17 protein-coding genes are annotated in these 20,465 nt (G+C 62.7%); 12 read left to right on the top strand and 5 right to left on the bottom strand.

The genetic code is table 11. From position 1 onward, the window contains the following. Positions 1 to 4: 4 nt before the first annotated feature. The gene (locus D9V28_RS00705; RefSeq protein ID WP_371869981.1) at positions 5 to 1,315 is read right to left on the bottom strand and encodes a branched-chain amino acid ABC transporter permease; all 1,311 of its coding nucleotides are present in this window, start codon (positions 1,313 to 1,315) and stop codon (positions 5 to 7) included. A 269-nt stretch (positions 1,316 to 1,584) separates the two neighbouring features. Between D9V28_RS00705 and guaB the strand changes: the two genes are divergently transcribed. Together guaB and D9V28_RS00715 are read left to right on the top strand one after the other, a co-directional pair. After that, positions 1,585 to 3,087, top strand: a complete 1,503-nt coding sequence (guaB, locus tag D9V28_RS00710; protein WP_121657814.1) for an IMP dehydrogenase — start codon at positions 1,585 to 1,587, stop codon at positions 3,085 to 3,087. Between the two features lie 153 nt (positions 3,088 to 3,240). Next, entirely contained in the window at positions 3,241 to 4,359 is a 1,119-nt protein-coding gene (locus tag D9V28_RS00715) for a GuaB3 family IMP dehydrogenase-related protein (protein WP_121657815.1), read from the top strand. Positions 4,360 to 4,384: 25 nt separating this feature from the next. Here D9V28_RS00715 and poxB read toward each other — a convergent pair whose 3' ends face one another. Next, on the bottom strand, positions 4,385 to 6,115 hold the full coding sequence (gene poxB, locus D9V28_RS00720) for a ubiquinone-dependent pyruvate dehydrogenase (protein WP_121657816.1): 1,731 nt from the start codon (positions 6,113 to 6,115) through the stop codon (positions 4,385 to 4,387). Positions 6,116 to 6,350: 235 nt separating this feature from the next. Here poxB and D9V28_RS00725 point away from each other — a divergent pair, with 235 nt between their 5' ends. From D9V28_RS00725 to guaA, 6 genes are all read left to right on the top strand, one after another. Next, the gene (locus tag D9V28_RS00725; RefSeq protein ID WP_121657817.1) at positions 6,351 to 8,078 is read left to right on the top strand and encodes a glycerol-3-phosphate dehydrogenase/oxidase; all 1,728 of its coding nucleotides are present in this window, start codon (positions 6,351 to 6,353) and stop codon (positions 8,076 to 8,078) included. 146 nt (positions 8,079 to 8,224) lie between these two features. Beyond that, entirely contained in the window at positions 8,225 to 8,764 is a 540-nt protein-coding gene (locus D9V28_RS00730) for a cation:proton antiporter regulatory subunit (RefSeq protein WP_121657818.1), read from the top strand. Next, the gene (locus D9V28_RS00735; protein ID WP_121657819.1) at positions 8,761 to 10,134 is read left to right on the top strand and encodes a cation:proton antiporter; all 1,374 of its coding nucleotides are present in this window, start codon (positions 8,761 to 8,763) and stop codon (positions 10,132 to 10,134) included. The genes D9V28_RS00730 and D9V28_RS00735 overlap by 4 nt, the downstream gene beginning before the upstream one ends. A 10-nt stretch (positions 10,135 to 10,144) precedes the next feature. Beyond that, entirely contained in the window at positions 10,145 to 10,963 is an 819-nt protein-coding gene (locus tag D9V28_RS00740) for an SURF1 family protein (protein ID WP_147440888.1), read from the top strand. A 4-nt stretch (positions 10,964 to 10,967) separates the two neighbouring features. Continuing rightward, positions 10,968 to 11,435 (top strand): DUF3817 domain-containing protein, encoded by a 468-nt coding sequence (locus D9V28_RS00745; RefSeq protein WP_121657821.1) that lies wholly within the window; start codon positions 10,968 to 10,970, stop codon positions 11,433 to 11,435. Then, entirely contained in the window at positions 11,431 to 13,014 is a 1,584-nt protein-coding gene (gene guaA, locus D9V28_RS00750; protein ID WP_121658822.1) for a glutamine-hydrolyzing GMP synthase, read from the top strand. The genes D9V28_RS00745 and guaA overlap by 5 nt, the downstream gene beginning before the upstream one ends. A gap of 171 nt (positions 13,015 to 13,185) precedes the next feature. Here guaA and D9V28_RS00755 read toward each other — a convergent pair whose 3' ends face one another. Next, positions 13,186 to 14,181, bottom strand: a complete 996-nt coding sequence (locus D9V28_RS00755; RefSeq protein WP_183086382.1) for an EamA family transporter — start codon at positions 14,179 to 14,181, stop codon at positions 13,186 to 13,188. A gap of 95 nt (positions 14,182 to 14,276) precedes the next feature. Here D9V28_RS00755 and D9V28_RS00760 point away from each other — a divergent pair, with 95 nt between their 5' ends. Then, positions 14,277 to 14,846: a CGNR zinc finger domain-containing protein gene (locus D9V28_RS00760; RefSeq protein WP_121658823.1), complete on the top strand. Its 570-nt coding sequence runs from the start codon at positions 14,277 to 14,279 to the stop codon at positions 14,844 to 14,846. 5 nt (positions 14,847 to 14,851) lie between these two features. On the opposite strand, the gene D9V28_RS00765 is transcribed toward D9V28_RS00760, so the two are convergent. Continuing rightward, the gene (locus D9V28_RS00765) at positions 14,852 to 15,514 is read right to left on the bottom strand and encodes a pentapeptide repeat-containing protein (protein ID WP_121657823.1); all 663 of its coding nucleotides are present in this window, start codon (positions 15,512 to 15,514) and stop codon (positions 14,852 to 14,854) included. An 88-nt stretch (positions 15,515 to 15,602) separates the two neighbouring features. Beyond that, positions 15,603 to 16,403 (bottom strand): Bax inhibitor-1/YccA family protein, encoded by an 801-nt coding sequence (locus D9V28_RS00770; RefSeq protein ID WP_121657824.1) that lies wholly within the window; start codon positions 16,401 to 16,403, stop codon positions 15,603 to 15,605. 161 nt (positions 16,404 to 16,564) lie between these two features. Between D9V28_RS00770 and D9V28_RS00775 the strand changes: the two genes are divergently transcribed. From D9V28_RS00775 to panD, 3 genes are read left to right on the top strand one after another with little or no spacing between them, the layout of a single operon-like run. Then, complete coding sequence (locus D9V28_RS00775) at positions 16,565 to 17,605, top strand: glycerophosphodiester phosphodiesterase family protein (protein WP_121657825.1); 1,041 nt, start codon at positions 16,565 to 16,567, stop codon at positions 17,603 to 17,605. Between the two features lie 50 nt (positions 17,606 to 17,655). Then, positions 17,656 to 20,043, top strand: coding sequence for an ATP-dependent helicase (locus D9V28_RS00780; RefSeq protein WP_121657826.1), 2,388 nt, complete (start codon positions 17,656 to 17,658; stop codon positions 20,041 to 20,043). Between the two features lie 4 nt (positions 20,044 to 20,047). Further along, positions 20,048 to 20,464 carry an aspartate 1-decarboxylase gene (gene panD / locus D9V28_RS00785; RefSeq protein WP_121657827.1) on the top strand — a complete coding sequence of 139 codons (417 nt, stop codon included), beginning with the start codon at positions 20,048 to 20,050 and terminating at the stop codon, positions 20,462 to 20,464. Position 20,465: the final 1 nt, after the last annotated feature.

The raw sequence follows: 20,465 nt of genomic DNA on the forward strand, positions 1-20,465 counted from the left end.
CCTCCTATCCAATTCTCTCTTTGCGGCCCAGCAGTCCCTGGGGTTTCACGAGCAGGACGCCGATGAGCACGACAAGTGCGCCGACGTACTTGATGTCCGATGGGATCCACAGGGTCGACACCTCGACGAGGAGGCCGACGATGATCGCGCCGATGAGAGCACCGAACGCTGTTCCGAGTCCACCGAGCACGATGGCGCCGAAGACGAGGAGCAGAATCTGTGTTCCCATGTCCCACTTGATACCCGGGCGGAAGTACGCCCAGAGGATTCCGGCCAGACCGGCGAGTGCGGCAGCCAGGATCCAGACGGTCCTGATCACCTTGTCGACGTCGATACCGCTTGCGGCGGCGAGTGACGGGTTGTCTGAGATGGCTCGCGTCGCCTTACCGGTGCGCGTGCGGAGCAGCCACCAGGCAACGGCGAGGAGAACCACAACCGAGACGCCCATGCTGACCATGTCTGTGACCGACAATGCGACCGTGCCGAACAGGGTGATCCGTGCTTCGCCTGCGCCGGGCAGCTGATAGGTGCCACCGCCGATGAAGTAGAGGAACACGTAACGAATGAGCAGTGACAGACCGATGGAGACGATCATCACCTGAACAATTCCGATGCCTTTCCTTCGCAACGGTTTCCATAAGCCGGTGTCCAGAGTGAAGCCGAAGAGCGCACTCACGATCACAGCGGCGACCAGCGCACTCCACAACGGCCACTGCAAGACGTTGGCGAAGACGTACGCCATCACGGCACCGAACGTCACCATTTCACCGTGAGCGAAGTTCGAGAGTCCTGTTGTTCCGAAGACCAGAGAGGCGCCAACAGCGGCCAGGGCGAGCAGGAGCCCGAAGTTCAGGCCGTTGACAATGCGTTCCGCGAGTTGATCCCAGAAACTGGTGGTCTCGCGCACCCCCTCGCCGAGGAAGTAGTTCACGATCTTGGAGTTGGTGAGTTTGATCTCAGCCTCGACGCTGGCTGATCCTTCGGCGACGATCACGCCTTCCGGCAGTGTCTCCTCGTTCAGGGTCACCGTGTACGTGCCCTTCTCTGGGACACCGATCTTCCACTTGCCATCCGCCGCTGTGTCGACTTCTGCTTCGTAGCCATTGCCCTCGACGAAAATTGTTACGCCTTCGAGTGGCTCGCTGTCGTACTTCACGTTTCCGGCGAAGTAGAACTCATATTCCGTTCCTACTTCATCGGCTCGTGCAGACGTCGCCGAAACCGTTTGCAGCAGGAGAGCCGCAAACAGAAATCCGAGGAACAGCAAAAGGGTGCGCTTGAGGCGCGGGGCATGGGCTGAATGAGTGAGACTCACTGCACCTCCAGAACGGGACCGCCAGGTCCCTCGAGTGAAGAGACCGCCAGGTCTCCTTGTGGTTCTTCGCCGAACGGCTCCGTTTGACGATACGACCCGATTATGACCTACATGTTTCGTACATGGGTATTCCTCACATCAATGTCGAACCGCACGGGCATAATCGTTACCTTTCTGCGGTTAGCATTAACTACCGGTCCGATGCTCGCTTTTCGGTGGCATCCGTCAGCTACAGACGCCGGTAATCAGCGCTTCTGTGAAGGGATGCAATGGAAACCTCAGACCCATTTGGCTTCGTCGGGCTCACCTATGATGATGTGCTCCTGCTCCCAGGGCACACCGACGTCATTCCAAGTGAGGCGGAGACTTTTTCGCGCCTGACTAAGCGCATCACCGTCGCGACTCCACTGCTCTCGAGCGCCATGGACACTGTGACTGAATCGCGCATGGCCGTCGCGATGGCACGCCAGGGCGGAATCGGCATCCTGCACCGCAACCTGTCGATCGGCGATCAGGCCGAACAGGTCGACCTCGTCAAGCGCAGCGAGTCCGGGATGATCACCAACCCCGTGACCACGACAGCCACAGCGACGGTTGCCGAAGTCGATGCGCTGTGCCGCAACTTCCGTGTCTCCGGTCTTCCCGTGATCGACTCGGACGGTGTTTTGGTCGGCATCATCACCAACCGCGACATGCGGTTCGTTGCTCCGCAGGAAAAGGCGACAACGCCCGCAAGCGCCGTCATGACCCGCATGCCTCTGATCACGGCACCTGTCGGCATCACGCCGGAAGACGCGATCGCGATCCTGGCCGAGCACCGCATCGAAAAGCTGCCCCTCGTTGACGCTGCAGGCAAGCTCAAGGGCCTGATCACCGTGAAGGACTTCGACAAGCGCGAGAAGTACCCGCTCGCCACCAAGGACGACTCCGGTCGACTGCGCGTTGGGGCGGCCATCGGGTTCTTCGGTGACGCCTGGCAGCGTGCCGGCGCTCTCCTCGACGCCGGAGTCGATGTGCTCGTTGTGGACACGGCCAACGGAGACTCGGCTGGTGTCCTCGACATCGTGCGCAAGCTCAAGGCAGACAGGGCGTTTGCTGGCGTCGACGTGATCGGCGGAAACGTGGCGACCCGCGACGGCGCCAAGGCCATCGCTGAGGCTGGAGCCGACGCGGTGAAGGTCGGAGTCGGCCCAGGTTCGATCTGCACCACCCGCGTTGTCGCCGGTGTTGGAGTGCCGCAGATCACCGCCGTGTACCAGGCTTCCCTCGCCGCTCGTGAGTACGGCGTTCCGGTCATCGCGGACGGCGGCCTGCAGTACTCGGGTGACATCGCCAAGGCGCTCGTCGCTGGTGCTGACACGGTCATGCTCGGCTCTCTCCTCGCCGGTTGCGACGAGAGCCCGGGCGAGCTGGTCTTCGTCAACGGCAAGCAGTTCAAGATGTACCGCGGAATGGGATCGCTTGGCGCACTCCAGACCCGTGGCGAGAAGACGTCCTACTCGAAGGACAGGTATTTCCAGTCCGACGTTCCGAGCGACGACAAGTTGATCCCCGAGGGCATCGAAGGACAGGTGCCGTACCGCGGTCCGCTGTCGTCTGTCGCGTACCAGCTCATCGGCGGCCTCCGCCAGTCGATGTTCTACGTTGGTGCGCGCACGATCGAGGAGCTCAAGAGCAAGGGCAAGTTCGTTCGGATCACGTCGGCCGGCCTCAAGGAATCGCACCCGCACGACGTGCAGATCGTCGTCGAAGCGCCGAACTACAGCCGCTGATAACCCGATTCCACAAACCCGCACGCGTCCTGGACGCGTGCGGGTTTTTGCGTGTGCGCCAACCCGTGCCGGCTTGCCGGTTCCAAAATTCGACAATCCAGCGCCGCGACGACCGAGCGAGAAAGCAGCGAACGGTAGGGTGGAGGGGTGAGTATGGAAACTGAGATCGGCGCATCCAAGCGCGCACGCCGGGCATATGCCTTCGATGACATCGCGGTAGTCCCGTCCAGGCGGACGAGGGACCCCGAAGACGTTTCGGTTGCCTGGTCGATCGACGCATACTCCTTCGACATTCCGATCCTCGCGGCGCCGATGGACTCGGTGGTTTCGCCTGAGACCGCCATCATGATGGGCAAGCTCGGCGGAGTCGGTGTGCTCGACCTCGAAGGTCTCTGGACGCGGTACGAGAACCCTGAGCCGCTGCTCGCCGAAATCCGTGGGCTGCACGCCGACAGTGCGACCGCCCGGATGCAGGAGATCTACTCCGAGCCGATCAAGCCCGAGCTGGTGACCCAGCGCCTCGCGGAGATTCGCGCCGCCGGTGTCACCGTCGCCGGAGCACTATCGCCGCAGCGCACGAAGGAACTTCACGAAACCGTTGTCGCCGCGGGAGTTGACCTGTTCGTCATCCGTGGAACAACCGTGTCGGCTGAGCACGTCTCCCGGAACCAGGAGCCGCTCAACCTTAAGGAGTTCATCTACGAGCTCGACGTTCCGGTCATCGTGGGAGGCGCAGCCACATACACGGCAGCACTTCACCTCATGCGCACCGGAGCAGCCGGTGTCCTCGTCGGTTTCGGCGGGGGAGCGGCATCGACAACCCGCGCCACCCTCGGTATCCACGCTCCGATGGCCACAGCGGTCGCCGACATCGCCGGCGCTCGCCGCGACTACATGGACGAGTCAGGCGGACGTTACGTGCACGTGATCGCTGACGGTGGTCTCGGCACAGCCGGTGATATCGTCAAAGCCGTTGCATGTGGAGCGGATGCTGTCATGCTCGGCACCACCCTCGCTCGCGCCACCGACGCGCCTGGGGGCGGGTACCACTGGGGTACCGAGGCGTACCACTCCCAGCTCCCACGCGGAAAGCGTGTCGAGGTTGGGCAGATCGGAACCCTCGAGGAGGTCCTCTATGGACCGGCTACCGTCGCTGACGGTAAAGCCAACCTCGTCGGAGCGCTTCGCCGCTCGATGGCAACCACCGGGTACTCGGACCTTAAGGAGTTCCAGCGGGTTGAGGTTGTGCTCGCCCCGTACCGCTCCAACTAGGCGCACCACCGGGCGAGCGGAACCCCTACTTCAGGATCCGCCGCACGACGTTGGTGTGTGCAAGGTCGACGAGCTCCTCACCGCGCCCGGACAGAACAGTGCGGATGGCGTAGAGGGTGAAGCCGCTCGCCTGCTCTGCGGTGATCGTCGGTGGGAGTGAAAGCTCCTGCCGTGCCGTCACCACATCGATGAGCGCAGGCCCGTCATGGGCGAACGCCGCACGGAGGGCGTCTGGCAGGTCGTCCGGCCGTTCGACGCGCTGACCGTGGATTCCCATCGCCTTCGCCACGTCGGCGAAGTTCGGATTGGTGAGTTCTGTACCGTAGTTGACCAGCCCAGCCGCCTTCATCTCCAATTCGACGAAGTTCAGCGACGAGTTGTTGAACACGACCACCTTCACAGGCAGTTTGTTCTGCGTCAGGGTGATCAACTCACCGAGAAGCATCGTGAGTCCGCCGTCGCCAGCAAGCGCGACCACTTGCCGGCCAGGGTGCGATGCCTGGGCGCCGATCGCCTGCGAAACGGAATTGGCCATAGTGCCGTGGGTGAACGAGCCGATCATGCGGCGCTTCCCGTTCATCGTGAGGTATCGGCATGCCCACACGACGGGTGAACCGACATCCGGAATAAAGACAGCATCATCGGTTGCCAGCTCATCTACCAGTCTCGCGAGGTACTGGGGATGTATCGGCGCTCGGTTCCGATCGTTTGTGGCTAATTCGTCGAGGCCCTTCCGCGCCTTGCGGTAGTGCTTCACCGACGAGTCGAGATGCTCGCGATCATCCTTGTGCCGAACGAGTGTGACGAGGGCTCGAGCTGTGTCGCGCACCGTGCCAACCAGGCCGAGGTCGAGAGGTGTGCGCCTGCCGAGCTGTTCGCCGCGCACGTCAACCTGAATTTTGACGGCTCCGTCAGGAAAGAACTGCTGGTAGGGGAAATCGGTGCCGAGCATGAGCAACGCGTCGCAGTTCTCCATGGCGCGATAGCCCGAGCTGAAGCCGAGCAGTCCCGTCATCCCCACATCGAACGGGTTGTCGTACTCGATGTGTTCCTTGCCGCGGAGGGCGTGAACGATCGGGGCGCCGAGGGCCTCAGCCAGGGCAAGAACGTCGCCGTGCGCTCCGGCGACACCCGCTCCCGCCAGGATGGTGACCTTGCTGGCATCGTTGAGGAGCCTGGCGGCTTCGGCCAGCCCGTCGGCACTCGGCAGCACGGAACTCTCGGTGGGCCTGATCGCCGCGACCCGTGTGTTTTCCGCTTTGGCCTGGAGGATGTCACCTGGAATCACCAGAACGGCGACGCCTTTCTTTTCGACAGCTGTACGCATCGCAATCTCGAGCATGCGAGGCATCTGTTCGGGTGAACCGACGAGCTCGCAGTAGACGCTGCATTCGCGGAAGAGTTCCTGCGGATGCGTTTCCTGAAAATAGCCGCTGCCGATCTCACCGCTTGGAATGTGCGCGGCGATGGCGAGCACTGGGACCCGGGATCGCTGAGCGTCGTAGAGGCCGTTGATGAAGTGAAGGTTGCCAGGTCCACAGCTCGCAGCGCAGACGGCGATCTGCCCGGTGAGCCCGGCTTCGGCGGACGCGGCAAGTGCGGCAGCCTCCTCGTGGCGCACGTGCACCCACTCGGGTTTGCCTTCACCACGAAGCGCCTCGGTGAACCCATTAAGTGAGTCTCCGGGGATGCCGTACACACGTTGCACTCCGCTGGCCTGAAGCGTATCGACGATGTTCGCTGCGATTGATGCCATGAGATTCCTCGCTTTTGGACATACGCGCCTGACCAGGCGCTGTTCCTCGAGTCGAGCACAGAGCATCGCCGATGTTAAGGGGGTGGCGCTCGCAGATCAATCCATGGTGCAACCTGTTGTCAGCACCGAACGGGTGCATTAGCTTCGAAGGAAGAGGTGTGGCGTAGCCTGTCGGTGCCACCCACCAATGCGGGTCCGATGATCGTGACAGGCTCGGTCGTCGGGGGAGATCACAATGGCCAATTCGAACACCGTTTCGCACTCGACAAAGCTTGGCCCTGACGAGCGGGCCGCAGCCATTCAGGCTCTCAAAACAAAAGAGCTCGACGTGCTCGTGGTTGGCGGTGGCATCGTCGGAACGGGTGCGGCACTCGACTCGATCACCCGCGGACTCTCCACCGGGATCCTGGAAGCACGTGACTGGGCGAGCGGAACCTCGAGTCGCTCATCGAAGCTCGTTCACGGTGGAATCCGCTACCTCGAACAGCTCGATTTCCGGCTCGTGCGGGAAGCCCTGATCGAACGCGGCCTTCTGCTGCAGCGCATCGCGCCGCACCTGGTGAAGCCGGTTCGGTTCCTCTACCCCCTGAACCGTCCGCTCTTCGAGCGCTTGTACATCGGAGCAGGAATGCTGCTCTACGACATCTTCAGCTACACGGGTGGCCGGCCGCCCGGGGTCCCTCATCACCGGCACCTTCTGAAACGACAGGTCCAGCGCGCGATACCGTCGCTGCGCAACAACGCCTTCGTCGGCGGTATCACTTATTACGACGCCCAAGTCGATGATGCGCGCTACACCTCAACACTCGTGCGCACGGCATCGTCGTATGGTGCACACGCGGCCAGCCGGGTCCGGGTCGAAGGATTTCTCAAGGTCGGTCAGCGTGTCGTCGGTGTGAAGGCACACGACCTGCAAACCGGAGAGCGCTTCGAGGTTCGAGCAAAACAAGTCGTCAACGCGACGGGCGTCTGGACCGATGACACGCAGGCCATGGTCGGCGAGCGTGGCCAGTTCAAGGTGCGCGCGTCAAAGGGTATCCACCTTCTCGTGCCGCGCGATCGATTCCAGTCCACCATGGGGCTGCTGCTGCGCACCGAGAAGAGCGTGCTGTTCGTCATCCCGTGGGGTCGACACTGGATCATTGGCACAACAGACACCGACTGGGACCTCGATAAAGCACACCCCGCGGCGACCGCAGCGGACATCGACTACCTGCTCGAGCACGTGAACAAAATTCTCGCCGTACCCCTGACGCGCGATGACGTCGAGGGTGTCTACGCTGGCCTGCGTCCGTTGCTCGCAGGCGAGAGTGATCAGACGTCGAAGCTGTCCCGTGAACACCTCGTCGCGCACTCGGTTCCCGGCCTCGTGGTGATCGCCGGTGGTAAGTGGACGACGTACCGCGTGATGGCCAAGGACGCGATCGACGCGGCCGCGGATGCGCTCGACGGGAAGGTTCCCGCCTCAACGACCGAGAACATTGCTCTCATCGGTGCCGAGGGATATCAGGCCGCATGGAACAAGCGGGCCAAAATTGCCAGGGCCTTCGGTGTGCACACCGTGCGGATCGAGCACCTGCTCAACCGTTACGGAGTGCTGACCGACGAGCTGCTCGACCTCATCCGCGAGCGTCCGGAACTCGGCGAAGCGTTGCCGGGAGCCGATGACTATATCGGAGCCGAGGTCGTGTACGCCGCTTCACACGAGGGCGCTCTGCACCTGGAGGACGTGCTCGCCCGACGCACCCGAATCTCGATCGAGGCATGGGACCGCGGAGTGTCGGCCGCGCCCGTTGCCGCGAAACTGATGGCAGGGGTGCTCGGCTGGGACGATGAGCGCGCGGAACACGAGGTCGCTGTCTACCTCAAGCGAGTGGCGGCCGAACGCGCGTCGCAGGAGCAGCCCGACGATGAGTCGGCCGATCGGATTCGACTGGAAGCACCTGACATCGTCGCTCGGTAGAGCAGGCATCTGTTTCGATGCTCGGACTGGCCCGTTCACGCTGTGGACGGGCCAGTCGGCTGTGAACGGCGATCCCGTTAGCCTCTGAACCGGCTTCGGCGCTCCGATAGACTGGGCGGACTTCCCACAACCCTAGGAGTCCGGCAATGGTTGACGTTCGGCGGGTAAAACTTCCCGGTGTGGGAGTGCTGCATACCTTCATCACCGCCGACGGGGGCAAGGTCGGTGTCATCGCACACCGCTCAGGACACAGCGACCTCATCACGTTCGCCGATGATGAGGACGGCTCTGACGCCAGCAAGGTATCGCTGCGGCTCAGCGAAGACGAGGCGCACACCCTTGCCGAACTGCTTGGCGGCACGCAAATCACCGAGTCCCTCACCGCGCTCGACCAGATCCCAGGGCTCAGTATCGACTGGTTCACCGTCGATTACGACGACCATATTGCTGGGCAGCCCCTCGGCGATCCCGCTGACCGGGGCATCGTCGGCCTCACCGTCGTCGCCGTTGTGCGTGGTGAATCGGCGAACCCGGCACCGAGCGTCGACTTCCGTGTGTTCCCGGGAGACACCCTTGTCGTTGCTGGCAGCCCGGAAAAGGTCGCCAAAGCTTTCGCATTCTTCCGCACCGGTGCGTCCCGGCTTGGCGGTTCCGCTGACGGTCCGCCGGGAGTTCGACCCGCATGATCACCGCAGCAGCAGTCCCTGATCTGGGAACGAACCTCGTCGTTCTCGGCACCCTGCTGATTGGCGCGTACATCCTGGGCCGGGCCGGCAAGACCATCGGCTTGCCGGCGATTCCGATCTACATGGTCGTTGGTTTTCTGGCGAGCCCGAACAACGGGTGGTTTCCGCTCAACTTCCGCAGCGACTACATCGAACTCATCGCGGTCTTCGGTCTCCTTCTCCTGCTCTTCAATCTGGGGCTCGAGTTCGATCAGGACGAGTTCTTCGGTAATGCGGGGAAGCTGCTGATCTCCGGCGGTTCCTATTTGGTGCTGCTGATGGGTGCCGGCCTGATCTTCGGGTTTGCACTCGGTTGGGGAACCAAGGAAGCGCTCATCATCGCCGGAATCATCGGCACCTCCTCGAGCGCAATCGTCACGAAGCTCCTCATCGAGCTGAGGCGTCTCGCCAACCGCGAGACGCCAATGATCCTCGGCGTGACTGTCGTGCAGGACATCTTCCTTGCGATCTACCTGGCGATCGTGTCTGTCATCCTGAGCGGCGAGAACGAACCGTGGCTCGTCGCGGGCAAACTCGCCATCGCCTTCACCTTCCTCGTTGTGATGTTCACCATCGCACGTTGGGGAGGCGCCTTCGTCGGGCGGCTATTCCGCACCAAAGACGACGAACTGTTCACCATCCTGTTCTTCGGGCTCGCTGTGCTCTTCGGCGGACTCGGCGAGGTGCTGGGCGTCAGCGACGCGATTGGCGCGTTCCTCATCGGGCTCGTGCTCGGCGCCACCAGGTACAGCGCCAAGATTGAACACGTCGCCGTGCCGCTCCGGGATGTTTTCGGCGCCTTCTTCTTCCTCAACTTCGGTCTTGGTCTTGATCCAACGGAGTTCCCGCTCGTGATCTGGCCAGTGATCGTTGCGGTGGTTCTCACTCTTGTGCTCAACGTCGTTGCCGGGCAATTCATGGCGAGGCTGTACGGCTTCAGCGCCCAGGCCGGCATCAACGCGGCGGCGATCCTCATGAACCGAGGCGAGTTCGCGCTCATCCTGGCGATCCTCGCTCTCACCGCCGGACTCGACCCGCGCCTGCAGCCGTTTGCGGGGTTGTACGTTCTCGTCGTCAGTGTGATGGGCCCGCTGCTCGCCTCGAACTCGGAGCGCATCGGTGCCGCTGTTCTCCGTACGAAACGCAAGACACCGGCCCGGCCCGTTGACCCGATGCTTGCCGAAGAAATCGCGCTCGTCGAAGCGGCGACGAGCGGTGACGCGGCACCAAACCCCACAAAAACGGCCCGTGTTGTCGATCGCATCGTGGAACAAGCCATGAACTCGACCGACACGAAGCCAGATCCGACGAAGCGAGACGACGATTACTAGCAACACCCCGGTGCCTTCGGGCACAGTCGAACCCCCGAAGACGCTATTCCGCACCATGCTCGAGCCGCGCTGGATCGCGATGCTGCTGCTTGCACTCCTCGTCTCGGGTGCGTTTGCCTGGCTCGGCCAGTGGCAGCTCGAGCGGGCTGTGATCTCGACGGAGACCGTCGACCAGCCGACCGAACGAACGCGCGCCCTGGAAGACGTCGCCGAAACCGGTGGTTCGCTGAGGGACAGTGTGATCGGCCAGCTCGTCGAGGTCACCGGAACCTATGTTCCCGGTGACTTCCTCGTGGTGTCGAACCGAGTGAACCTTGACCGAACAGGGTATTGGGTGACAGGCCACCTGGTCACGGAAACGGAACCAGAGGCCTCCATTGCTGTCGCACTCGGCTGGACCGAGGAGAGGGAGGTGGCTGACGAAGTGGCAGCCGACCTCAACGCCGGCGCCGAGGCATCCGCAGTCAAAATTGCGGGCCGTTTGAACGCGTCTCAGGCTCCGGAGCTGCCTGACGAGGACAGCGACCCGTTTGAGCTCACCACGATGTCGACGGCCGCGTTCGTCAACATCTGGAGCGAGCTCGGCGATCGGCCCGTCTATAACGGGTACGTTGTCTCGGACGATGCGCCGGAAACCTTGACGGTTATCGACGCTCCCGCTGTCGTGGAGGAGGTCAGCCTCAACTGGCTCAACATCTTCTACGCCATCGAGTGGATCGTGTTCGCCGGGTTCGCGGTGTTCGTCTGGTTCCACCTGGTGAAGGACGCGAAGTCGCGGCGTGACGAGGAAGCCGAGCTCGAACGCACAGGAAACGGGCACGTAGACTAGAGCCATGCCACTAGAACCTCGCGAGAGCGATTTACCGCGAATCGCCGGCGCGCTGAAGTTTTACCAGATCGCTTCGATCATCACCGGTGCCATGCTGCTCGCGCTCTGCGCTGAGATGGTGATGAAGTACGCGTTCGGGCTGGAACTCGAGCTCGGAGGTGCCTACGGTTTCCTCGCGTTCGTGCCGACCGGAACCGCGCAGGCCGTGAACCTCTCCACAGGTATCCTCATCGCCCACGGTTGGTTCTACGTGCTCTACCTGTTCAGCAACTTCCGGCTGTGGAGCATGATGCGCTGGGAGTTCCCGCGCCTGCTCCTGCTCGCAAGCGGTGGCATCGTGCCCGGACTTTCGTTCTTCCTGGAGACACGGATTGCCCGGGAGGTGCGGACGTACCTCGCCGCGCGTGCCGAGCGAACAGCATCCGCATCTTCTGCTTCACCATCATCGAACTCTGTGGAGGCATCTCATTAACGAGCAGGCAACCAACGCCCGCCCCGTTCTCGTCGTCGACTTCGGCGCCCAGTACGCCCAGCTCATTGCCCGCCGCGTTCGCGAAGCGGGCGTCTACTCCGAGATCGTGCCGCACTCGATCAGCGCAGCGGAGGTCGCCGAGAAGAACCCGGTCGGCATCGTGTTGTCTGGCGGTCCGTCGAGTGTCTACGAAGAGGGCGCTCCCGCCCTCGACAACGACATCTTCGACCTCGAGGTTCCCACGCTCGGCATTTGCTACGGCTTCCAGGTGATGGCTCGCGCCCTCGGCGGCGAGGTCGCCAACACCGGTCTTCGTGAGTACGGATCGACCGACGCTGCCCTCGTTCCTGATGGTGGTGTTCTGCTCGACGGGCAGCCAGCCGATCAGACCGTGTGGATGAGCCACGGCGACTCGGTCGCCAAAGCACCCGAGGGCTTCACAGTTCTCGCATCGACCGCGTCGACCCCGGTTGCGGCGTTCGGCAACGACGAGCGCAAGTTCTACGGCGTGCAGTGGCACCCCGAGGTGAAGCACTCAGCGTACGGCCAGAACGTGCTCGAGAACTTCCTGCACCGCGCCGCCGGCATCCCGTCCGACTGGAATCCAGGCAATGTCATCGCCGAGCAGGTTGAACGGATCCAGGCTCAGATCGGCACAGGGAAGGTCATCTGTGGCCTCTCCGGTGGAGTCGATTCAGCTGTCGCGGCCGCTCTCGTGCACAAGGCCGTCGGCGACCAGCTCGTCTGTGTCTTCGTCGACCACGGTCTGCTGCGCCAGGATGAGCGCAAGCAGGTTGAGGAAGACTACGTCGCAGCCACAGGCATCCGTCTTATTACGATTGACGCCCGCGAGCAGTTCCTCAACGCGCTCGCCGGAGTCAGCGACCCCGAGACCAAGCGCAAGATCATCGGCCGTGAGTTCATTCGCACCTTCGAGAAGGCCCAGGCCGACCTCATCGCCGAATCCCTCGAAGATGACGGCGACCCGATCGCATTCCTCGTTCAGGGCACTCTGTACCCCGACGTCGTCGAGTCCGGTGGAGGAACCGGCACCGCGAACATCAAGAGCCACCACAACGTCGGTGGCCTGCCAGACGACCTCACCTTCGAACTGGTCGAGCCGCTGCGTACCCTGTTCAAGGACGAGGTCCGCGCGATCGGCCGCGAACTCGGCCTGCCCGAGGTCATCGTCGGCCGCCAGCCCTTCCCCGGCCCCGGCCTCGGAATCCGCATCGTCGGTGAGGTCACCGCTGAGCGTCTGGAATTGCTTCGCAAAGCGGATGCTATCGCTCGCTTCGAACTCTCTGCCGCCGGTCTCGACAACGAAATCTGGCAGTGCCCCGTCGTACTTCTCGCCGACGTTCGCTCGGTGGGCGTGCAGGGCGATGGCCGAACCTACGGCCACCCGATCGTGCTTCGTCCTGTCAGTTCAGAGGACGCCATGACGGCGGACTGGACGCGCCTGCCGTACGACGTGCTCGCGAAGATCTCGAACCGCATCACCAACGAGGTGGACGGCGTGAACCGCGTCGTGCTCGACGTCACGTCGAAGCCACCGGGAACCATTGAGTGGGAGTAGAGGTGGCGGCGGAAAGCCGATCATCCTCTCCTGAGCTCAAACACTGACGCGAAAAGGGCCGGCTCACTGAGCTGGCCCTTTTTCGGTGCAACGGGTCAGGGGCGAGACAAGGAAAAAGGGCCGAGAAAAGGACGCGTGCGCTCCGTTCGTCCTTCTGTGGGCGCGATGTCCTTATCTCGGCGTGACGCGATTCGTGCGCGTGGTCGCCGCAGCTGGCGTGTAGGTGTCGGCGCGCACGAGGATCACTCCGATGAGGATGCCGAGGCCACCGAGCAGTTGGAGGACGCCGGGCAGTTCAGCCAGCAGCAGCCACGACGCCAGCACGGCGAACACGACCTCCGACAGTCCGACGAACGACGCGATGCGGGTGCCGAGCTTCGCTGTTGCGAGGATTCCTGTGACGTACGCCGCGGCCGTGGAGATCAGGGCGAGCGACAGTATCGGCACGAGCCACGACATCTGCAGGCTGAGCATTGTGACGTCGGCCGCCGAGAACGCGAGTGGCAGGAGCCCGATCACTCCGCACAGGCCGACAACGACGGTTCCAACCACGAGTCCGCCGCCTGCAAGCACAAGCGGAGGAAGATCGTCGCTGATCTTTGTGCCGAGCACGAAGTAGGTGGCGAGGGAGACGGCGGCGAGCAGCGCCCACGCGACGCCGATGGGGTGCACGGTCTGCGCGCCGGTGAGGTCAAGCACGAGCACCATGCCGAGGATCGCGATCACAGTGCCGACGATCGTGCGAACGCCAGGGCGACGTCGGGTCTGCGCCCAGACGAGGAGGACGAGCAAAACCGGTGCCAGGTACTCGATGAGCAGCGCAACTCCGACCGACATGTAGGAGACGGCGTTGAAGAAACCCACCTGGGCACCGGCAATTGCGATGGTGCCGTAGAGGGCGATCACCTTGCTGCTTCGACGGAGGGTGCGCCAGCGACCACGGAGCGAGAGGATGGTCGGCACCAGCAACACGAGCGCAGCTCCACCGATTCGCACGAGCACGGCGGCCCCCGGCGACCAGCCCGCATCCAGAAGCGACTTTGCGAATGGGCCGCTCAGCGCGAACATCAGTGCGCTCGAGAGTGCGATGGCGATACCGGTCGCCTGTCCTCGCCGCGCGAGCCGAGTGGCATCCGTTGTCATGGTGTCCGTAGAAGAAATTGTCATTATGTGAGCGTGACCGCGGGAGAGCCACTTCTTCCTGTCAGGAGTAAACTGGGTTATGGTCATGACACTAAACCCGGGTGCTGTCAGGAGTCAACATGCTTTTTGCCTATGACACCGAGGTGTCTCTTGTGTCGACGGCTGCGCTGATCAATACACTGCCAGGAGCCTCGGCCAGTGGAAATGACGAGCTATCGACAGGAGAGCAGCTTGTCGCGTTCCTCGACAGGGTAGAGTTCACCGGCTCGCGCGCAGGGGACACGGCGGAGCTTGAGGAGATGCGAGCGCTGCGTTGGCGGTTGCGGGGATTCTGGACCCGCGATGAGGTCGGGGTGGTCGATCTCGTCAATGAACTTCTTCGTGAGGCGAGGGCGCTGCCGCAGCTGGTGAGGCACGACCACTGGAACTGGCACGTGCACGCGACCGAGGCGTCCGCTCCTGTCGCCCACCGGGCGCAGGTTGAGACGGCAATGGCCATCATCGACCTCGTTCGAACGAAGGAGCTCGAGCGGCTGCACGAGTGTGCGGCCGATGACTGCACGGCGGTCGTCGTCGACCTGACCCGCAACCGGTCCAAGCGCTACTGTGACGTCGGCAACTGCGGCAATCGTATGCACGTTGCCGCGTACCGCTCCCGGCAGCGACGCGGTGGCGAGAAGGTCAGCTGAACGGGCTACCCCTCCACCAGGATCCCCAGGTGGGTGGCGAAGAGTGGCGCCAGCTCGCTGAGTTGATACTCGCTCACCGTGGCGCCCTTGAGCCCTTCAAGCCCGTGGATCGCCTGGAACTCGAGTCCGCGCAGGTCGACGTGGGTGAGCGCAGCTCGGGTCAGGTCCAGCGTCTGAACTCGAGTGTTGGTGAATGCAACGCGGGTAGCCGTTGCGCCGCCGAGATCGAGCTCGTCGATGGTGCAATCCTCAAACAGCACGTCGGTGAGGGATGAGCCGCGGAGATTGACGTAGCCGAGCTTGCTGACAGAGATGCGAACGGACTGCCAGGTTGCGTCGAAGAGTTCGCCTGAGCCGATTCGTGACCGGTTCACCATGACGTCGCGCCAGGTTGAGCGGCTGGATCGCAGGATCGGGGCGTTGATGCCGGTGAGCACGGTTTCGATCACTCGCGACCCGCGCAGGTTGGTGTCGGTGAGCGTCACATCCTCGAGCGAGCATTCGCGGAGGGTGATGCCGGACAGGTCCCTGTCGCTGAGGTCGATGCCGACGAATTCCTCGAGCTCGCGGTCATCGTCGGTGTCGAGGCTGTCGGCGTCGCCTGGTGACCGCTCCACAGTGCGAAGAGTGTCGAGACGCGGGGGATGGGTGGATGGTCGACGTGCCATGGTGCCTCAGACGTGATGATTGCGGGGGAAGAAGAAAGCCCCTGGATCACCGCAAAACGGTGGCCCAGGGGCTGTCGGATGAACGTTGTTACTCGCGCGTGATGGCGAGCATGCGCAGGATCTCAAGGTACAGCCAGATGACCGTGACCATGATGCCGAATGCGCCTGACCAGCCGAACTTGCGAGGGGCGCGGTTCTGCACGCCACGCTGGATGAAGTCGAAGTCCAGCACGAGGGAGTATGCACCCATGATCACGCAGAGCACACCGAGGATGAGGCCGAGCGGGATACCCGCAATTTCAGCGCCACGGAGGCCGAACGGGTTGTCGGTCAGGCCGAACATCTGCATGCCGACGTTGACAAGCGAGAAGACGAGGTAACCGACCATCGCGATGAGGAAGATCTTCGTGGCCTTCTTCGACGCGCGGATCTTTCCGCTCGCGAACAGGGCGAGGGTCACACCGACGACGACGAGCGTGGCGACAACGGCCTGGACGACAACGCCGGACCACGTCTGCTCGAAGATGTACGAAATGCCACCAACGAAGACACCCTGCATGGCAGCGTAGGCAAGGATCAGCGGAGCGGACGGTTCCTTTTTGAAGGTGTTGACCAGGGCGAGGACGAAGCCGATGATCGCCGCCCCGAAGACGAGAGCTGGCATTGTTGCACCGAGAGCCCAGCCGGCGACAGCGCCGACGACCAGGATGCCGAACGCGATAGCGCTCTTGACGATGGTGTCTTCGATGGTCATCCGGTCAGCGGTGACGGGGCCTGCTGCCGGACGGTTGTACATGTCCTGAAGTTCGGACGCGCTTGCCGTCTGCGCGGCCATCGCGTTCGACTGGGTGAATGCCGGGTTCTTGAACGCCGGATTGCTCGTTGCCATGTCTGTGGTTTTTCCTTCTCAGTCGTAACGGCTGGAATGTGTCGGTACCGCTGCGCGGAACTTGCGTCCCAATCTAGCGGTCTTTACTGGGAAAATCCGAGGATTCCGGGCCTGCATGGAGGTCTGCACTGTGATACGCGGCTCTCGAATAGGCTCGAACCATGACAGTGTCCCGACCGGCAGGCCCGCTTCTCATCGGTCACCGCGGTGCCCCAGGCTATCGCCCGGAACACACCCGGTCCTCGTACGAGCTTGCGTTCGCGCTCGGCGCCGACGCTGTCGAGCCCGATGTCGTTGCGACGAAAGACGGCGTTCTGGTGCTTCGGCACGAAAACGAGATCTCCGGAACCACCGATATTGCGTCCCGATCAGAGTTCGCCGACCGCCGCACCACGAAGAACATCGACGGCACCGAGCTGACCGGATGGTTCACCGAAGACTTCACCTGGGCGGAGCTCGCCACCCTGCGCAGCCGTGAACGCATACCTCAGCTTCGGCCGTCGAGCGCCAGCTTTGACGGCTCCGCCGGAATCCTGCGCCTCACCGACCTGCTCGAGATCATCGACGAGGCGTCTGAAGCCCAGGGTCGACAGCTCGGGCTCGTGGTCGAGATCAAACACGCGACCTACTTCGACAACGTCGGGCTTCCTCTTGACGACCTCGTGGCATCCGCTCTCTCGGGCACGTCCTGGTCGAACGGAGCCGGCCTCGTTATCGAAGCATTTGAGAAGTCGGTGCTCGCCAGGATGCACGCGCGCGGCCTCGCCGCTCGCTACATCTACCTGTTGGAGAAGAAGGGCCGACCGTTCGACGAGGTGGCCCGTCTCGGCAGCAATGCAACCAAATATGCGGATGTCATCACGAACGCTGGTCTGGACGCCCTGTCGGCAGGCGCAAACGGATTTACTGTCGACGGCATCAGTGTCGACAAGGCAATGCTGTTCGCCGGAGCGCAGGACGGGCAGACCAATGACCTTGTCTCGCGTGCACATCGGCGCGGCCTCGATGTCTTCACCTGGACGCTCCGGCCCGAAAACAAGTTTCTGAACAAGAGTTTCCGCACCGAGGACGAGCCGTCAGCTTTCGGCCATTGGGAACGGGAGTTCGATGCCATTCTGGCGACGGGAATCGATGGGATCTTCTGTGACCACCCCGATCTCGGGTTCACCGCAAGGCAGGCTCGACGCGAGCTTGAGGGTTAGCCGCCAACTGGAGCCCACTGTCAGACGCCCCGCCTAAGCTTGAGGGTGATATGGCGAGCACCCTAGAACCGAATCCGCAGTCCGCGACCCCCGTGATCGTCGACGGCTGGCACACCGCCACCATTCCGACGAGCGACCCCACCGAGTCGCGGAGTGAGAGTCGACTGCTTTCCGGGCTCAACCCGCAGCAGCGGGAGGCCGTCCTCTACCGTGGGCAGGCGCTTCTCATCGTCGCCGGTGCCGGTTCGGGCAAGACGAGTGTGCTCACCCGCCGCATCGCGAGCCTGCTCGAGAACCGAGAGGCGTGGCCGAGCCAGATCCTGGCCATCACCTTCACGAACAAGGCTGCCGCCGAGATGCGCGAGCGGGTCGGTGCCCTTGTCGGCGCGGCGTCAGAAGGAATGTGGATCTCAACGTTCCACTCCGCGTGCGTTCGCATCCTCCGCCGAGAAGCCGAAAACTTCGGGTTCACCAAGAACTTCACGATCTACGACTCCTCAGACTCCCGGGTGCTCATCAAGCGCATCATCAAGGAGCAGGGCGCCGACGTGCTCGGCTTCACCCCGGGCAACGTTTCTGCAAAGATCTCGAAGCTCAAGAATGAGCTCGCAGACGTCGACAGCTACTCGCGCAACGCGAATATGGACGACCCAAACGAGGCGGCGTTTGTGCAGATCTTCCGTTCGTACACGCGGGCTCTCACCGCGGCGAACGCTTTCGACTTCGACGACCTTATTGGCCAGACCGTGTATCTGTTCCGGGCGTTCCCGCACGTCGCCGCGACGTACCAGAACCGGTTTAAGCACGTCCTCGTCGACGAGTACCAGGACACCAACCACGCGCAGTACTCGCTGATCCGCGAACTGACCCGTCCGCCAGCACTCGATGACAACGCACTCATCACGACGTCGCCCGGCGCTTCGCTCACCGTCGTTGGTGACTCCGACCAGTCGATTTATGCGTTCCGAGGCGCAGACATCCGCAACATAGTTGAATTTGAGCGCGACTTTCCTGGCGCGAAGGTCATTCTGCTCGAGCAGAACTACCGCTCGACGCAGAACATCCTCACCGCAGCGAACTCGGTCATCGCAAACAACTTCGATCGCAAAGACAAGAAGCTGTGGACCGCCGTTGGCGACGGCGAGAAGATTGTTGGTTACACCGGGTATTCCGGTCACGATGAGGCGCAGTTCGTCGCTGACGAGATCGAGAAGCTGCACCGCGAAGGCACGCCATACAGCTCGATCGCCGTGTTCTATCGCACCAACGCACAGACCCGCGCACTTGAGGAAATCTTCATCCGCTCAGCGCTGCCGTACCGAATCATGGGCGGCACCAAATTCTACGAGCGAGCGGAAATCAAGGATGCCATGGGCTACCTCGTTTCCGTGGCGAACCCGCAAGACACCCTCGCGCTTCGACGCATCCTCAACACTCCCAAGCGAGGAATTGGTCCAGCGACGGAGACGCAGCTCTTCCGATTCGCCGAAGACAACGGATTGAGCTTTCGCGACGCCATGCGCGAAGCCGCGGCGCTCGGCCTCGGCCCGAAGGTCACGAACGCGATTCTGTCGCTGTCGGCACTGCTCGATGAGGGTGCTGGCCTGGTCGCGGAGGGCAAGGTGTCCGAAGTGATGAGCACGCTCGTCACCAAGAGCGGGCTCATCGAATCGCTGCGCCGCAGCCACGATCCGCAAGACGAAGCACGCGCTGAGAACATCGAAGAACTCATCGCCGTCACCAAGGAGTTTGAGCGGAACAACCCCGATGGCGAGCTGGTCGACTTCCTCACTGAGGTGTCGCTTGTCGCAGCGGCGGACGACCTCGATGACTCGAGCGGAACCGTGTCGCTGATGACGCTGCACACCGCGAAGGGACTCGAGTACGACGCCGTCTTCCTGACGGGCATAGAAGAAGACCTGCTTCCGCACCGGATGAGCGCGTCCGAACCCGGTGGTCCCGCAGAAGAACGTCGACTGTTTTACGTGGGGATCACCCGGGCGAAGAAGCGGTTGTTCCTCTCACTCGCCATGACCCGCGCCCAGTACGGTGAGACGGCTGTTGCGATGCCGAGCCGCTACCTGCAAGAGATTCCCGGCGAGCTCATCGAGTGGCGCCAGTCTCCTGGAATGGCGAATTCGCGTGGCGGCACCCAGCCGCGTGCGCTCAACGCCAACCGCACCAAATGGAATGGCACCGATCTCGCGACGAAGCCGCTGACGGAGAAGCGGGACTGGCCGAACCGCATCACCAACCAGGTTCGCGACAATGGATCGCTGGAACTGGCCGCTGGTGATCGCATCCGTCACAGTGATTTTGGTGATGGTCGCGTACAGACGGTGACAGGTGAAGGCGCCAAACGCATCGCGCACGTCCAGTTCGAATCGGCGGGCTTCAAAAAGCTGCTGATCAAAATCGCACCGATTGAGAAGTTGTAATTTCATGCTGCGCACCATGTTCACCGCGAAGATTCACCGTGCGACGGTGACCCAGGCCGACCTGCACTACGTCGGATCGGTCACGGTCGACCTCGACCTGCTCGACGCTGCAGACATCCTGCCGGGTGAGCTGGTGTCTATCGTCGACGTCACCAATGGAGCTCGGCTTGAGACCTACACGATCGCCGGCGAGCGGGGGAGCGGCGTCGTTGGAATCAACGGTGCCGCTGCGCGTCTTGTTTTCCCGGGAGACACGGTCATCCTCATCGCGTACGGGCAGATGACCACCGAGGAAGCGCGGGTGTTCGAGCCGAACGTCGTGCACGTCGATGCGAACAACCGCATCGTCGCGGTCGGCAATGACCCGGCCGAGGCTCTCGTCGGTGACGTCGAGACGCCGCCGCACGCCCTGCTTCGCTGAC

The sequence above is a fragment of the Mycetocola zhadangensis genome (assembly GCF_003668565.1).
Lineage (GTDB): Bacteria > Actinomycetota > Actinomycetes > Actinomycetales > Microbacteriaceae > Mycetocola_A > Mycetocola_A zhadangensis.

Coding starts and splice junctions, on each gene's coding strand:
- guaB (WP_121657814.1), top strand. CDS start 1,585: ATGGAAACCTCAGACCCATTTGGCTTCGTCGGGCTCACCTATGATGAT.
- D9V28_RS00715 (WP_121657815.1), top strand. CDS start 3,241: ATGGAAACTGAGATCGGCGCATCCAAGCGCGCACGCCGGGCATATGCC.
- poxB (WP_121657816.1), bottom strand. CDS start 6,115: ATGGCATCAATCGCAGCGAACATCGTCGATACGCTTCAGGCCAGCGGA.
- D9V28_RS00725 (WP_121657817.1), top strand. CDS start 6,351: ATGGCCAATTCGAACACCGTTTCGCACTCGACAAAGCTTGGCCCTGAC.
- D9V28_RS00730 (WP_121657818.1), top strand. CDS start 8,225: ATGGTTGACGTTCGGCGGGTAAAACTTCCCGGTGTGGGAGTGCTGCAT.
- D9V28_RS00735 (WP_121657819.1), top strand. CDS start 8,761: ATGATCACCGCAGCAGCAGTCCCTGATCTGGGAACGAACCTCGTCGTT.
- D9V28_RS00745 (WP_121657821.1), top strand. CDS start 10,968: ATGCCACTAGAACCTCGCGAGAGCGATTTACCGCGAATCGCCGGCGCG.
- D9V28_RS00755 (WP_183086382.1), bottom strand. CDS start 14,181: ATGACAATTTCTTCTACGGACACCATGACAACGGATGCCACTCGGCTC.
- D9V28_RS00760 (WP_121658823.1), top strand. CDS start 14,277: ATGCTTTTTGCCTATGACACCGAGGTGTCTCTTGTGTCGACGGCTGCG.
- D9V28_RS00765 (WP_121657823.1), bottom strand. CDS start 15,514: ATGGCACGTCGACCATCCACCCATCCCCCGCGTCTCGACACTCTTCGC.
- D9V28_RS00770 (WP_121657824.1), bottom strand. CDS start 16,403: ATGGCAACGAGCAATCCGGCGTTCAAGAACCCGGCATTCACCCAGTCG.
- D9V28_RS00775 (WP_121657825.1), top strand. CDS start 16,565: ATGACAGTGTCCCGACCGGCAGGCCCGCTTCTCATCGGTCACCGCGGT.
- D9V28_RS00780 (WP_121657826.1), top strand. CDS start 17,656: ATGGCGAGCACCCTAGAACCGAATCCGCAGTCCGCGACCCCCGTGATC.
- panD (WP_121657827.1), top strand. CDS start 20,048: ATGCTGCGCACCATGTTCACCGCGAAGATTCACCGTGCGACGGTGACC.